The 13612-nt window shown below is 60.9% G+C and carries 15 protein-coding genes and 1 tRNA gene; 9 read left to right on the top strand and 7 right to left on the bottom strand.

From position 1 onward, the window contains the following. Window positions 1-439 precede the first annotated feature (439 nt). A complete protein-coding gene (locus tag F7P65_RS22485) occupies window positions 440-961 on the top strand; it encodes a calcium-binding protein (RefSeq protein WP_150290558.1) in 522 nt (173 codons plus the stop codon). A 235-nt stretch (window positions 962-1196) separates the two neighbouring features. On the opposite strand, the gene F7P65_RS22480 is transcribed toward F7P65_RS22485, so the two are convergent. Continuing rightward, window positions 1197-1331: a hypothetical protein gene (locus tag F7P65_RS22480; RefSeq protein WP_275897550.1), complete on the bottom strand. Its 135-nt coding sequence runs from the start codon at window positions 1329-1331 to the stop codon at window positions 1197-1199. Window positions 1332-1563: 232 nt separating this feature from the next. Continuing rightward, entirely contained in the window at window positions 1564-2589 is a 1026-nt protein-coding gene (locus tag F7P65_RS04465; RefSeq protein WP_150290557.1) for a glycosyltransferase family 2 protein, read from the bottom strand. 208 nt (window positions 2590-2797) lie between these two features. Here F7P65_RS04465 and F7P65_RS04460 point away from each other — a divergent pair, with 208 nt between their 5' ends. Continuing rightward, complete coding sequence (locus F7P65_RS04460; protein WP_240334202.1) at window positions 2798-3802, top strand: glycosyltransferase family 4 protein; 1005 nt, start codon at window positions 2798-2800, stop codon at window positions 3800-3802. A gap of 3 nt (window positions 3803-3805) precedes the next feature. On the opposite strand, the gene F7P65_RS04455 is transcribed toward F7P65_RS04460, so the two are convergent. After that, window positions 3806-5026: a right-handed parallel beta-helix repeat-containing protein gene (locus tag F7P65_RS04455; protein ID WP_150290555.1), complete on the bottom strand. Its 1221-nt coding sequence runs from the start codon at window positions 5024-5026 to the stop codon at window positions 3806-3808. A 194-nt stretch (window positions 5027-5220) separates the two neighbouring features. Here F7P65_RS04455 and F7P65_RS04450 point away from each other — a divergent pair, with 194 nt between their 5' ends. Then, window positions 5221-6762 (top strand): lipopolysaccharide biosynthesis protein, encoded by a 1542-nt coding sequence (locus F7P65_RS04450; protein ID WP_150290554.1) that lies wholly within the window; start codon window positions 5221-5223, stop codon window positions 6760-6762. Between the two features lie 17 nt (window positions 6763-6779). Here the strand turns inward: F7P65_RS04450 and galE are convergent, their stop codons facing one another. Beyond that, window positions 6780-7775 carry a UDP-glucose 4-epimerase GalE gene (gene galE, locus F7P65_RS04445; protein WP_150290553.1) on the bottom strand — a complete coding sequence of 332 codons (996 nt, stop codon included), beginning with the start codon at window positions 7773-7775 and terminating at the stop codon, window positions 6780-6782. A gap of 488 nt (window positions 7776-8263) precedes the next feature. Further along, complete coding sequence (locus F7P65_RS04440) at window positions 8264-8788, bottom strand: PilZ domain-containing protein (protein WP_205451918.1); 525 nt, start codon at window positions 8786-8788, stop codon at window positions 8264-8266. Between the two features lie 358 nt (window positions 8789-9146). Between F7P65_RS04440 and galU the strand changes: the two genes are divergently transcribed. Together galU and F7P65_RS22280 are read left to right on the top strand one after the other, a co-directional pair. Further along, window positions 9147-10031: a UTP--glucose-1-phosphate uridylyltransferase GalU gene (gene galU / locus F7P65_RS04430; protein ID WP_150290550.1), complete on the top strand. Its 885-nt coding sequence runs from the start codon at window positions 9147-9149 to the stop codon at window positions 10029-10031. A 154-nt stretch (window positions 10032-10185) separates the two neighbouring features. Beyond that, window positions 10186-10365 carry a hypothetical protein gene (locus F7P65_RS22280; RefSeq protein ID WP_240334201.1) on the top strand — a complete coding sequence of 60 codons (180 nt, stop codon included), beginning with the start codon at window positions 10186-10188 and terminating at the stop codon, window positions 10363-10365. Between the two features lie 178 nt (window positions 10366-10543). Here the strand turns inward: F7P65_RS22280 and F7P65_RS04420 are convergent. Then, window positions 10544-10630, bottom strand: a tRNA-Tyr gene (locus F7P65_RS04420). Between the two features lie 99 nt (window positions 10631-10729). Between F7P65_RS04420 and F7P65_RS04415 the strand changes: the two genes are divergently transcribed. Further along, complete coding sequence (locus F7P65_RS04415; RefSeq protein ID WP_150290549.1) at window positions 10730-11482, top strand: TrmH family RNA methyltransferase; 753 nt, start codon at window positions 10730-10732, stop codon at window positions 11480-11482. Window positions 11483-11517: 35 nt separating this feature from the next. Then, entirely contained in the window at window positions 11518-12267 is a 750-nt protein-coding gene (locus F7P65_RS04410) for a hypothetical protein (RefSeq protein ID WP_150290548.1), read from the top strand. 21 nt (window positions 12268-12288) lie between these two features. Here F7P65_RS04410 and F7P65_RS04405 read toward each other — a convergent pair whose 3' ends face one another. Continuing rightward, window positions 12289-12606, bottom strand: a complete 318-nt coding sequence (locus F7P65_RS04405) for a 2Fe-2S iron-sulfur cluster-binding protein (protein ID WP_150290547.1) — start codon at window positions 12604-12606, stop codon at window positions 12289-12291. Window positions 12607-12682: 76 nt separating this feature from the next. On the opposite strand from F7P65_RS04405, the gene F7P65_RS04400 reads away from it, so the two are divergent. Beyond that, window positions 12683-13300 carry a DNA-3-methyladenine glycosylase family protein gene (locus F7P65_RS04400; RefSeq protein WP_150290546.1) on the top strand — a complete coding sequence of 206 codons (618 nt, stop codon included), beginning with the start codon at window positions 12683-12685 and terminating at the stop codon, window positions 13298-13300. A 5-nt stretch (window positions 13301-13305) separates the two neighbouring features. Continuing rightward, window positions 13306-13536 carry a DUF2188 domain-containing protein gene (locus F7P65_RS04395; RefSeq protein WP_150290545.1) on the top strand — a complete coding sequence of 77 codons (231 nt, stop codon included), beginning with the start codon at window positions 13306-13308 and terminating at the stop codon, window positions 13534-13536. Window positions 13537-13612 lie beyond the last annotated feature (76 nt).

The raw sequence follows: 13612 nt of genomic DNA, 5'->3' as shown, positions 1-13612 counted from the left end.
TTCGCGAGAATAGATTCAATGAATTTCGCTTTGATGTGCGTTGATGGTGTAATTGTTTTTAACCAACGGTTTTTTGCAACCTGCCATGCCTCTCCTGTCGGCCGGGGTTCGGTCGACGCACCGGGGCATCGAGCGCGCGCCCTAAGAATTTCCGTGCCAGAATGAGACAATCGAGGCCTGCCTGCACACCGGAGAACTGCGATCCCGAAACCATCCCGCGACGCCGGAAGACATGAGAATGTCCCGGTGTGCCAAACCGCAAACGACAGGAGAGAGCTCGATTCCGGCAGCAAATAGGAAAGGCGAAAATATACAAAGAAGGTTAATTTATTCACTATTTACATATACTTTCCGGTATATTAGGCCCGCTCCAAAGAAAATAAATGCCTCAGGGTCGCATAGCTGATCGGTTTGTTTCCAACTTCAGGAGATGCGTGTGTTGCAAAATTATGTAGGCGGCGATGCGGGTGACAATGATATTCGGGCGTCCGGTCTGAACGGCACCATTCTCAACGGCCAGGCGGGCGATGACATTCTGCGCGGCGGCCGCGGCGACGATATTCTGACGGGCGGTGCGGGCGACGATCAGCTTTGGGGCGGCGCCGGCGCGGACCAGTTCCGTTTCTTCGGCAACAATATTGGGGGCGCTTCCGACCTCGACAAGATTTATGACCTGAACTTCAGCGATGGCGACACGCTGGTGTTCGGCAACTATGGAAATGTGCACTTCGCGGACGGCGACGGCATCAACGCTTTCAATGGCGGTGCCGCGGCCCAGATCAGTTCCTGGGGTGGCCTGGTGAAGATGGTCGACGATTCCGATCTGGTCAGCGCTTCGCGCAAGGGTCAGACCGATGTTCTGATCCTGACCATCGACAATGGCGAAGGTCAGACCCAGACGATCCACATTTCCGGCGGCTGGGCTGCCTATTCGGCCGCAGCGAGCGCCCACGCCGTCTAATTATAAAACCGGTTCGATCCATTGCATCGACCGGATAGGCTGAACTGTCCGGCCTATTCATAGTAACCGCTGGGCTGGAGTCCTGCACTCCCTCCCGGCGGTTTGCTTGATAATTGACGCTTGGCGTGATTTCCAAGGGATCGGAAATGATCGCTGATCATGAAATCGCAGCGAATCAATGACCAGAGCGGAGATCCGGTCCAATCAGAGCGAAAAACCGCTCTAACACCGGACTTTAGCGGAACAGGAGAAATGCAGCCCAGATATAGCCGCCCATAAGGGCGACTGGTCCGGCCATGCGGGAAAGCTGTTCCACCCCGGCTGCCAGTCCGGTCGGCGCCTGCACGGACAGGAAGGGCAAGGCATGCATGCGTTCGGCTGGCCGATGCCTTATCCCGGTCGACGCGTCTCCGTCCTGCAACTCGCCGTGCGGAGGAAGAATAGGATCAACGAAAGTTCTGGCTTGCTGCGGCATGACACGGTCCCTGACTACACTGCGGACATAAGCGCCCTTGCGTTAAGATTCCGTTCACTTCCGCTGCCACAATGGCTCGAAGTCACGCGCCAAAGCAGGTCATGACGGCTCTCAGGGCGCTTTCACATCATGATCGCTGCCGGTCCATCGCCTCCAAATTATCCAGTTCGATGCGCGATCTTTGCAACGCCCACGCGCCGTCCACATCGGTGGACCCAAAGACAGAAAACGGCTTTTCCGCCGGACCGTAAACTACACGGCGCCTGACCCGCTTCATCAATTCCGCCCGCAGACTTCTGGTCGCCCCACCCATATCATGGGCCAGGGCGCGCGTGACGCTGCGCACGACGCCCTGCCCGTCCAGCTTGCCGAGCCGGGTTCGCGCCAGTTCGACATGCAATCGCGCAAGCTGTTGCCCGATGAGCCTGCGCCCCTGCTTGTCCGCCCCTTCCCCGATCATTTCGAACACCGCAATATGCGACCGAATCATCCGCTCGACATTGGTGGACATCGCCCCGGGCAACTGGCGATAACCAGTCAGAAAGGCGGGCACGCAAGCAAAGCGATAGTGCCGCGCAATTTCCAGCTGGATGAGATAATCCTCGCACCCTTGCAACTGCCGGTCATACAGTTCCGCATTATATTGAATAGTATCGAGGACGGCGCGCCTGATGAGAGGCGTACTGCCGTTGGATATGAAGTTCCATGTCAGGTGACGATGGAACACCCACCCATCGACCGTGGGGCGGGGCGATCCCGGAATCACCCTGTCGTCCTCGTCGATCCGGCGGAACCAGTTATAAGCCATTCCCACATCCGCAGGCGATTCGCGCAACAGGTGCAATTGCCGTGACAGCTTTTCCGGATGCCAGATATCGTCCGCATCGAGCGGCGCTACATAATTGCCCTGGGCAGAAGCGATCGCCAGATTGCGCGCACGCGCCACGCCGCCCTGACGCTGACGGAGCAGGCGAATGCGTCCATCCCGTCTGGAAACGGCCTCCACCAACTCCGCGGTACGATCCGTAGAACCATCATCGACAACGATGACTTCCAATTCCACACCCGTCTGCGCCAAAGCGGACGACAACGTATGCCCTATAGTCGCCTCAGCATTATAGGCAGGAATGATGACGGAAATAAAATCCGTCATTGCCAAAGGAATCCCCACTCGATTTTGCAACTGTTCTTCATTATCAATCCATAAGATGCCCAGCCAAAAGGCTGGATACACTATTCAAGGAAAGTCAAGCTTGCGCCTAGGCTATATCTCCATCGCCAGCCCCTTCGATCGCGCATCGTGGAGCGGCGTCCCCTGGTATAGCCATAAAGAAGTAAAGCGTCGCTTTCCAGACACGCATGTGATCGACACACCACGGCTCGACAAGATCGTTACGCGTCTGGCTCCCTTGGCGAGGGCAGGCATATTGGTCAGCAGGGAACCACTGGTCGCCAGATTACTCAGCCGACATATGGACCGCCAGTTGGAAGCAATCAAGCCGGATGCCATCGTAGCGGTCGGGGCCGCGCACAAGCTCGCCTATATCAATCCCAAATGGCCAGTCGTCTATATTGCCGACGCGCTGTTTGGCTCGATCATCGATTATTACGACCAGTATAAGCGGCTCAACACACGGACGCGGCGGGTGGGCAATGCAATGCAATGCAGCATGGTCGATCGCTGCAACATGTTGATGATGACATCTGAATGGGGTCGCGCGTCTGCCGCCCGCACCTATGGCATAGCCGATGATCGCCTGATGACCGCTCCCTATGGCGCCAATCTGGAAGCAGACCCCGGCTTTCAACCGCCGGTCGTAGGCGGACCGCTCAAACTGCTGTTTGCGGGCTATGCATGGGACCGCAAGGGTGGTCCGCTGGCACTCGACATCTGGCGCGAACTGCGTCGCCGGACGAACGACGCGGAACTGCACATCGTCGGCTGCCGTCCGCCGGAGGCCAGCGGTCTGGAGGGCGTGCATGTCCACGGCTTGCTGAAAAAATCGGATCCCGCGGACTATCGGCGCTTCGTCCAACTCTTCGCCGAATCCTCCTTCTTCCTGATGCCCAGCCGTCAGGAAGCCTTTGGCCTCGTCTATTGCGAAACCGCCGCTTTCGGCCGACCAGCGGTCGCCATCAGCACGGGCGGCGTTCCCACCATCGTCAAGGACGGTGAAACCGGCCTATTGCTCCCGCCCGCATCGCCGACCTCCGCTTATGCCGATCGCATCCTGGCGACCTGGTCGGATGACGCGGCCTATGCAGCCCTATGCCATGCCGCGAGGGCCGATTACGAACAACGCCTGAACTGGGGCGCGTGGGGCGATTCGCTGGAGCGCGCCTTGCAACGGATCGCCGCGGATTGATCGCTACCGCAATCCGGCCGCCGCGAGCGGACGCGCCATCAGTCGCGCATTGCTCCCTTGCGCCAACCAGTCCGCCAGGGCCGCCCGGCCCCCGTCCCGCGCAACGCCTATCGTGCGGTTGCCCTTCTGCTCGACTTGCGCCGTCGCCGGCACGATATAGGCCGTCGCACGGTTGTCGGTCATCCGCATGCCCGTGGCGATGCCGACGCGTATCCAGCTCTTCTGCCCGGCAAAGGCCACAACCCTGTTGTTTTCCACCACGGCGCCCTTCGACCCGCCGATGGATATCCCATTATACATCGCGCCGACGACCAGATTGTTGCGGACGGTCAATTCCTCGAACGGGAACTGATCGAACGTATCGCGGATGAAGATGCCCTGTATGGGATCGCCCTTGCCGCGCATGACGACATTGCCTTCGATCACGATATCCCGCGCGGCCGCCGTCGTATTGGTGGTCCACAACTGGATGCCATCGGGGTGATCTTTCGGGGCCGGCTTGAAAGCGGTGAAGACATTGCCACTGATCAACAGGTGCGAAGACCCTCCCCCCCGAATGCCGTCCGTGCGCAGATCGCGAAAGGCATTGCCGGTGAAGGTCAGGTTCCGGCTTTCCAGAAACGATATGCCGTGGAACAGTTCCTGAAAATCACTGTCGGCAACGGTCACATGGCTCGACCCGCGGATCATGATCGGCGATGTATCGTTGGCTGGATTGCCATCCAGCGATCCATGAACATTGATCCGCCGCAATTCGATATTGGCGCAACCGGTCAGATCGTAGGAAAACATGCCGTTTGCCGCTACGACGTCGAATTCCAGATCGCGCAGGACCAGCCCTTCGACATTGCGGAATTTGAACCCGGTCAGCACCGCTGGCCGGCGCGGATCGCGTGAGGCCAGGGTCACGGGCCGGGCAAAGCCGATTCCCTTCAGGTTCAGCATCTCATACCGTCCCGGTTCCAGCAGCAACGTCTCCCCGCCGCGCGCGCGCCTCAGGGCAGCGGTCAGGCTGGCGGCATCGTCAATGACGGCAGGTGCAATCGCATTCGCCAACGCCGAAGCGACGGGATTCCCCCAATCGCCCATCCGGACGGCCGTGAAGGTCAGCGCAAGCCCCGTAACGGTCAGCAGCGCCCCGCCCGCCGCAAGCGCGACCGGAATGCGTTTGCGGCCATGGGCGCGAAAGGCCGTGGCAAACAGGGTGTCGGTCCGACGCGTCATGGCATCCTGTGCTGATCAATGTCCGGTAGCGAAAACATTATGGACAAGCGCTCGATCGCCGCAAGCGTTTAACGTTCTTATTCTCGCAAATCTTCCTTCAAATCCAAGATGAAACAGAGATTTTCTGTCGCACTTGCCCGACGCACATTGTAAGGCCCCTCTCGCGGCGCAGCACCGCAAGCATAGGACCATGGATGACCGAACCAGCACAGCCGATGGATGTTGAGCGCAGCGGTGCCGATCTGGGCGCGCGCGTCGCCAACAGCGCGCTCATGCTGTGGTCGCTCAACATGGCGATGCGCGGGCTCCAACTGGTTACACTCGCCATATTGGCGCGCGCGCTCATGCCCGCCGATTTCGGCGTCGTCGCGATTGCCACGACGATCATGATCATCCTGGAAGCCATGACCAATGTGGAGGTCGGCAACGCCCTTGTGCGCACCCGCGGGCTGGACGATTCCCACCTGTCGACGGCTTTCACCCTCAATTTCCTGCGCGGCCTCGCGATGGCTGCGCTGCTCGCGGCGGTGGCCTCTCCCTTGGCGCGGTTCATGAACGCGCCGGGATTGGACGCGATCCTCTATGCGCTGACGATCACGACGATCCTGAACGGCCTGCACAATCCCTATTTCATGCTCTATTCGCGCAATCTGGACTTCAAGAAGGATTCGCAGCGGCGTGCCTTCGCCACGCTGGCGGGCAGCATCATCTCGATCGGCCTTGCCTTCCTGCTGCGGTCCTATTGGGCGCTGGTCGCGGGGAATATCGCCCAGGCGCTGGTCAACCTGCTGCTGTCCTACTGGCGGGTGCCGGGCCGCCCGCGTCTGTCCCTGACCCATTATCGCGAAATGCTCGGTTTCGGCGTTTGGCTGCTGGTACAGAATCTCTTTTTGCAACTCGCGCTGCGGATAGAGATCTTCTTCATCGGGAAGGTCATGGATACCAAGACGGTCGGCGCCTATACGGTCGGCAATCAGATCAACTCGATGGCGACCGGCGACGTCATTCCGACATTGACGCGCGCCATGTTCCCCGCCTTCGCGATCATGAACAACGACCCCGACCGGCTGCGGCGCAACTATGCGCAGGTGCAGGCCGCCGGTCTGGCGATTGCGCTGCCGATCGGCTTTACCATGGCCTTGCTCGCCAAGCCGATGATCTACCTGCTCTTCGGTCCCGGCTGGGAACTGGCGATTCCGGTGGTGCAGTTCATGGCCCCGGTTTTCGCCCTGCAAACGGTCGGCGCCGGCGTGGAAGCGCTGGCGATGGCGCTGGGCCGGGTCAGGATGCTGGCCGCGCGCTCCGTCATCTACATGGTCCTTCGCACCGTCGCCATGTATCTGGGCTATCATTATGGCGGGCTCATCGGCCTTTTGATGGCCCGCGCGGCGTCCGGCATATTCCAGTCCCTGTACGGACTTTCCCTTGCCGCCGTCCTGACATCGCGCCGGATATATGAACCGTTCAAGGCTTCATGGCGCAGCTTTGCCAGTGTCGGGGTCATGTCGGCGGTGGTGCTGATGCTGCCCGACAGAGCGTATGGCGAACTGCCCGAATGGATGTTGGCCACGGAACTGGGCTGGCGCGGCCTGTTGTGCATCGGACTCTATCTGAGCACGCATGGCCTTCTCTGGATCGCGTCGGGACGACCGGAAGGGTCCGAAACCAAAGTGACGGCGCAGATCCATCGCCTCGCGCTGAATCTGCTGACCATGTCCCGCCGCGCCCCTCGATAGGCAGAACCCTTCGGCCTTCAGGCAGCGGCATCCGTCACGGTTTGCCGCAGCTGCCACGCCAATGCGGTATCGACGATGGAGTCGATGTCGGAACGAGTCGGCGCCCATCCCAGCACATCCCGTGCCTTTTGCGCCGACGCCACGAGTTGAGCCGGATCGCCTTCCCGTCGCGGCGCGTACAGCAGTTGCAGGCGGCCGCCGGTCGCGCGGTTGACCGCCGCCGCTATTTCCAGAACGCTTGTGCCGTTGCCCGTGCCCAGGTTGAAGATGTCGGCGCCCGTCCCCTCCCCGCGCAACAGGCGTTCGGCCGCCAGCACATGCGCGTCGGCCAGATCGCAGACATGGATATAATCGCGGATGGCGCTGCCATCGCGCGTGTCGAAATCGGTGCCGAACACATTGAAGGCGCCGCCGGCGATCCCCGCCGCGATGGCGAGCGGGATGGCATGGGTTTCCGGCTCGTGCCGCTCCCCGATCTCTCCGTCGGGATCGCACCCTGCCGCGTTGAAATAGCGCAACGCGATGGATTGGAAATCATAGGCGCGCGCATAATCCTCCAGCATCCGTTCGATGATGAATTTCGACCAGCCATAGGGATTGATCGGCGACTGCGCATGCGTCTCGTCAATGGGTAGCCGGACGGGATTGCCGTAGGACGCGCAGGTGCTGGAAAACAGAATATGCCGCTGCCCGCAGGCCCGCATGGCTTCCAACAGGGCCAAAGTCCCCGCGCTGTTGTTCTGATAATAAATGTCCGGCTGCGCCACCGATTCGCCGACATAGGCATAGGCGGCGAAATGCGCGACGACATCGGGCCGATACTCGCGCAGGGCGCTTTCGACCGCGGCCCGGTCGGCAATGTCCGCCTCGATCAGAGGGCCCCATTTGACGGCGGACGCCCACCCGCGCGACAGATTATCGAGCGTAACGACATTCCACCCCGCCGCCGCAAATGCCTTGCAGCAATGAGAGCCGACATAGCCCGCTCCACCTGTAACCAGCACCGTTTTCATCGAATTTCTTCTCGCCCCTGTTTTGCGTGGGTCCGCTATCACAGCATAGGGTAGAATAATGACACAAATTTAAGATCGCGTTTCACTTCTTTACTGTCTTGCGTAAACATCGACATTCTTGCACGGGGGATTAACCGAATCGGGGTTTCTTCCCACCCGCGAGTTAACCATGACCTGTCCCATTTCAGTGCGATATGCCGGCAGGGGAATAGTGGCGCCGGCGCAAATGATCTACTAACAGGCCACCCCGTAGCGTAGAGGCGACGATATAGCGATGATGTTGTTCTTGGGCATCGCCCTTTTTCTGATCTGGATTATAGGCCTTTACCATATGTGGCGCAGACAGACTCTGTCACGCCCCTATGTTTCCGTTACGATAACGGATCGTTTGATCGCGATTTTCTGGATACCCTTCTGCTTGATATTCATCGTCGGCACATTTTTCAAAATGCGGAAGAAAAAATAGCGCCGGGAACAGTAGAAGCCCGTCAGAAACCCAGAATATGCTTGCCGAATATCAGCATCGCCATGAAAATGCCCCAGCTTGCAAGCGAGGCCAGCATGATGAGGGCGATGCGATAGCGGGACCGCAGGCGGAGCGGTATCGGCGTGGCCAGTCCTGTGAACGGCGTGTCCGCCACCCCACCGTCCTTGGCCGATCCAAGGTTCGATCCCGGCCGGAAAGCACCCTGGATCACCGTTTGCGCCTTTTCGGTCTCCTCCAGTTCCAGCGCGGTCAGGGGCTGGTCGAACGCGCAGCCCGCCTGGCCATTTTCCGCCCAGACCACCCGGGCCGAGCGGACGCCGACACCGGCAAGGCCGATGACGACCTCCTCTCCCACGACGAATTCACCGGGCGCGGAAATCTTGAACCCCGTCAGCGACATGTTTTCCAACAGCACATCGACAGGCTTGCCATTGTCGGACCGAAGCGTGGATGCCCGGTTCACGGCATGGCGGTCGGATCGACGCGGAAGACGTTGCATCGGGATGATATAGGGCGACTTCATCATTTCTCCACCGACACGCTTCATCCACCGGGCCAATGGCCTGCACGGCCGGGCTGACGCTGTCTCCATCTCAGTTCAGCGTTAATTTGCCGTAAATTATGATCCGATGATCAGCATTGTCGATACGAAATGGCCCATAAGGGGAATAATACCAAGGTCGCGCGGCGCCTGAGCGAAACCCACTTGTGATCGGTCGAAGACCGAGCGCGATGGTATAAGCCGGACCATTCACGATAATGCTCGCCGGTTTTGAATAAAGCATGATTAGCTTGACGCCGCCGCCGACAGGCTGCGATGCCAAATATCGGCGGCGGGGTGGAGCGGCGGCCCGTATCAAGGGTCTGTAACCAGGGAATTTTTCATGAAGAGCAAAGCCGTTCGCAAGGCCGTGTTTCCCGTCGCGGGTCTGGGCACCCGTTTCCTGCCGGCGACCAAGGCCGTTCCCAAGGAATTGCTGCCCGTGGTCGACCGGCCATTGATCCAATATGCGGTCGACGAAGCGCTGGAAGCCGGCATCGAAACCATGATCTTCATCACCGGGCGCGGCAAGAACGCCATAGAGGATCATTTCGACGTCGCCTACGAACTGGAGGCAACGCAAAAGGCACGCGGCAAGGATCTGTCCGCGCTGGAAGGAACCCGGCTGACGCCCGGCAACGCCATCTTCATCCGCCAGCAGGAACCGCTGGGTCTCGGCCATGCCATCTGGTGCGCGCGCGACGTGATCGGCGACGAGCCCTTCGCAATCATTCTGCCCGACGAATTCATGCACGGCTCGCCGGGATGCATGAGGCAGATGGTCGATGCCCATGAGCAGATCGGCGGCAATCTGATCTGCGCGCTGGAAGTGCCGATGGAGCAGACATCCAGCTATGGCGTGATCGATCCGGGCGCCCGCAACGGCGCGCTGACGGAGGTGAAGGGGCTGGTCGAAAAGCCCGCACCCGGTACTGCCCCCAGCAACCTGATCCTGCCCGGCCGCTACATCCTGCGACCGGAAGTCATGACCATATTGGAACGCCAGGAAAAGGGCGCGGGCGGTGAAATCCAGCTGACCGACGCCATGGCGGCGATGATCGGTCAAGGCGCCTTTCACGGCCTGACCTTCACCGGCCAGCGTTTCGACTGCGGATCGAAGATCGGTTATGTCGAGGCCAATCTGGCGCTGGCGCTTGAACGGCCCGACATGGCGGCGGACATGCGCAAGATCGCCGAAAATTTGCTGGCGGCCACCCCGGCGGCCTGATCCTCCCTTGCCATTGCAAGAGGGGCGGTTGGCCATGAAAAACACGATGACCGGTACGGGCTAAGCGGGCCTCCTTTCGGGGACCTGCTTCACGATCTTCAAGCCCAATATCGACGATGCGCGCGACAGCCCGTCCATCGCCATCATCCGGACCTTGCAGGATGCCGGCGCTGTCATTCACGCCTATGACCCGGAAGGCATCGAACAGGCGCAAAAGCTTCTGGAAAATGTCATCTGCTGCACGGATGCCTATGATGCGATGGAAACCGCCGGATGCACTGGCCACCGCCCCGGAATGGGACCATTTCTGCGCGCTCGACCTCAACTGGGATGAAGAGGTTGCTCAACAAGCCGGTCATCGTCGACCTGCGCAACATCTATCCGCGCCAACTGATCGAAGACGCGGGCTTGCTCCAGCGGGCAAGGGCGCGGCTGTCTTTGTAGAAGAAGATGGTGGGAGGCACGAACCGCCGCCTCTGCCCACTCACCGTCGAGTAGGCCCAAAAGGGCGATGGTGGACAGGGCTGGATTCGAACCAGCGTACGGGAAACCCGGGCAGATTTACAGTCTGCTGCCTTTAACCACTCGGCCACCTGTCCAGTCGCCTAACCGTTTCGGGGAGGCCCCGATCGGCTGGAGGGCGCTCAATGGCGAAAGGAGACTTGCCTGTCAATGGCCCAATGTGAAAAGAGCAACTCATGAAAAGAGGAAACCGCACTGGAAAGGCCAAAGGGACCTTTCCCCGCTTCTATGGACGGCATGCCGTCATCGCCGCACTCGCCAATCCGAACCGGGTGGTGCGCAAGATATGGGGTACGCGCGAGGCGTTGAACGCACTCGACCTGCCGCCAGTCCTGCCCATCGTCTATGCCGATGGCGCCGATCTGGGGCGCATGGTGCCATCGGACGCGCCGCATCAGGGCATCGTGGCCGAGGTCGAACCGCTGGACGAGGTCTGGCTGGGCGACGCGCTGGAGGCCGGACAGGACGACGGACCGGGCTATGGGCGCCCCGTGCTGGTGTTGGACCAGGTAACGGACCCGCATAATGTCGGCGCGATCCTGCGGTCAGCCGCCGCGTTCGACGCGCTCTGTATCGTGACGCAGGACCGCCATGCTCCGCCCGAATCGGGAGTGCTGGCGCGGGCCGCTTCGGGCGCTCTGGAAATCATACCCTGGGTCCGGGTCGTGAACCTTGCCCGCGCGCTCGATGAGATTGCGGAGGCGGGCTATTGGCGCATCGGTCTGGATGGCGAGGCCGACACGACGCTGGGCGAGGCTATCGGCACGTCGCGGGTGGCGCTGGTGCTGGGGGCCGAGGGCGAAGGGCTGCGCCACAACAGCATGGCGCATTGCGACATTTTGGCTAAACTGCCGATCAGCCCGCGGATGGAAAGCCTGAACGTTTCCAATGCCGCGGCGATCGCCCTTTACGCGGCGGCCAGCCGGTAGCGCATAGGGGGCATGAATATAGGGGGAGGTCGCTCGTGATCGCTTTTCTGCGCACCGCCGGCGTTCTGGCGGTCAGCCTGTTGCTTTCGGCTTGCCTGGTGACGCCGGGCAAGTTCGAATCGACGCTCGACATCCGTGCCGACCGCAGCTTCAGCTTCACCTATAAGGGCGAGATTTTGGCGTCCGATATCGGCAAGGGGCTGGGGTCGCCTCCCTCAAACGACGATCCGATCGGCGGCACCCCGCCCAAGGAGCAGCCGAGCAAACTCCACACGGCCCTGCAACCCAAGGAGCAACCCAAGGCCGAGGAGCGCTTCGACGGCAAGGAAGACAAGAATGACGAGCAGCAGATGCAGGCCATCGCGGCGGCGCTCTCCAGGGAAAAGGGCTTCCGCTCGGCCCGCTATATGGGCAATCATCGGTTCGAGATCGACTATGCGATCAGCGGCAGGCTGACCCACGCCTTTCTCTTTCCGTTCAACAGCGACGCGCAGATCGTGCTGCCCTTCGTCGCGGTGGAACTGCGCGGGGATGACCGCGTACGGATGAAGGCGCCGGGCTATTCCAACGGCTATGACAAGAGCCAGAACCCGATGGGCGGCAGCGGCGGCGACGACGCGGCCAAGGCGCTGGACGGCACCTTCACCCTCACCACCAATGCGGAGATCGTCAGCCAGAATCAGGAAGACGGCGCGCAAGACACGCCGCAGGGCAAGCAGATCGTCTGGAAGGTGACGCCGCTGACCAGTGAGGCGCCCGCCGCCACGCTAAGGGTCAAACCGTAACGCGGCGGGGGCGGACCAGGATCAATCTTCCGGCGCGATGGTGATGCGCAGGCCGTCCAACGCGTCGTTGAAGGTCAGCTGGCACGACAGGCGGCTGGTTTCGTTGCGATGGTCGGAGCTGTCCAGCAGATCATTCTCATCTTCGCTGACCGGCGGCAGGCTGTCGGCAAAGGCGGGATCGACATAGACGTGGCAGGTCGCGCAGGAGCAGCAGCCGCCGCAGAGCGCCAGAAGCTCGTCAAAGCCGTTGTCGCGGATGATTTCCATCACCGACAGGCCATTATCGCCTTCAACCGCCTTCTCTTCACCCGAACGGTTGACCACAATCAGTTTAGCCATGTACCCAGATCCTCAAATTTTTCTTGCCGCTCATTACGGACGGCCAGCGGGAAATCAAGAGCCGGACAGCGATTCAATGGTCATCACAGCGGAACAATTGCGGGCCAGCCTCGACAATATCGCCCTGGTCGAGCCGGCGTTCGCCGCCGCCATCGGACGGGTCGGCTACCCCCTGCCCCGAGTCCGCGAGCCGGGCTATGAAACCCTGCTGCGCACCGTCGTCGGCCAGCAGGTGAGCGTCGCGGCCGCCGCTGCGGTGTGGCGGAAGCTGGAGGCGGAACTGGGCGAGGGCTGCGCGCCGCAAATATTGATGCAGCGCGATTTCGATACGCTGCGCGCCTGCGGCCTGTCCCGGCAGAAGCAGGGATATGCCCGCAGCCTGGCAGAACTGGTGGTGAGCGGCGCGCTCGACCTTCACGCCTTGCCGGCCGATGACGAGGAAGCCATCGCCCAGCTCGTGCAGGTCAAGGGGATCGGACGCTGGTCGGCGGAAATCTATCTGCTGTTTGCGGAGGGACGGCCGGACATCTGGCCCGCGGGGGATCTTGCCGTGCAGATCGAGATCGGACGGATATTGGGCCTGCCCGAACGACCGAGCGAAAAGCAGACGCGAGAATTGGCCGAGCGCTGGCGCCCCCATCGCGGCGCGGCGGCAATCATGGCCTGGCATCATTATAATACGGAGGTTCTGTAACCGACATGGCCCTGCCCCATGCCCGCTATATCGTCCTGGAACATGAGGACGTGTGGAAGATCAATCTCGACAACCGCTATTATGGTCCCTTCCCGACGCGCGAGGCCGCCGTGGAAAGCGCCACCGGCACGGCGCAAAAGGCCAGCGAAGCGGGCTATCCGGCCTCCGTCCTGATAATGCGGGGCGGCAGTTTCGAGACATTGTGGACCAGCGTGGCGGACGAGCCTGCGCAATAGCGGGGCCAATATAGCGGAAATTTTTCGCCGCTACGGGAACCACTCGACGCTTAACGCATTTACTGCCTCCAGTTGC

The sequence above is a fragment of the Sphingobium estronivorans genome, from assembly GCF_008692605.1.
Lineage (GTDB): Bacteria > Pseudomonadota > Alphaproteobacteria > Sphingomonadales > Sphingomonadaceae > Sphingobium > Sphingobium estronivorans.
This window is presented reverse-complemented; position numbering and strand designations above follow the sequence as displayed.

What these genes read in the sequence shown, in the direction of transcription:
- F7P65_RS22480 (WP_275897550.1), bottom strand. Translation starts at nt 1,331, where the DNA reads ATGCATGCCTTGCCCTTCCTGTCCGTGCAGGCGCCGACCGGACTGGCA.
- F7P65_RS04415 (WP_150290549.1), top strand. Translation starts at nt 10,730, where the DNA reads ATGAAAAGAGGAAACCGCACTGGAAAGGCCAAAGGGACCTTTCCCCGC.
- F7P65_RS04400 (WP_150290546.1), top strand. Translation starts at nt 12,683, where the DNA reads ATGGTCATCACAGCGGAACAATTGCGGGCCAGCCTCGACAATATCGCC.
- F7P65_RS04455 (WP_150290555.1), bottom strand. Translation starts at nt 5,026, where the DNA reads ATGACGCGTCGGACCGACACCCTGTTTGCCACGGCCTTTCGCGCCCAT.
- galU (WP_150290550.1), top strand. Translation starts at nt 9,147, where the DNA reads ATGAAGAGCAAAGCCGTTCGCAAGGCCGTGTTTCCCGTCGCGGGTCTG.
- galE (WP_150290553.1), bottom strand. Translation starts at nt 7,775, where the DNA reads ATGAAAACGGTGCTGGTTACAGGTGGAGCGGGCTATGTCGGCTCTCAT.
- F7P65_RS04395 (WP_150290545.1), top strand. Translation starts at nt 13,306, where the DNA reads ATGGCCCTGCCCCATGCCCGCTATATCGTCCTGGAACATGAGGACGTG.
- F7P65_RS04450 (WP_150290554.1), top strand. Translation starts at nt 5,221, where the DNA reads ATGACCGAACCAGCACAGCCGATGGATGTTGAGCGCAGCGGTGCCGAT.
- F7P65_RS04440 (WP_205451918.1), bottom strand. Translation starts at nt 8,788, where the DNA reads ATGATGAAGTCGCCCTATATCATCCCGATGCAACGTCTTCCGCGTCGA.
- F7P65_RS04465 (WP_150290557.1), bottom strand. Translation starts at nt 2,589, where the DNA reads ATGACGGATTTTATTTCCGTCATCATTCCTGCCTATAATGCTGAGGCG.
- F7P65_RS04405 (WP_150290547.1), bottom strand. Translation starts at nt 12,606, where the DNA reads ATGGCTAAACTGATTGTGGTCAACCGTTCGGGTGAAGAGAAGGCGGTT.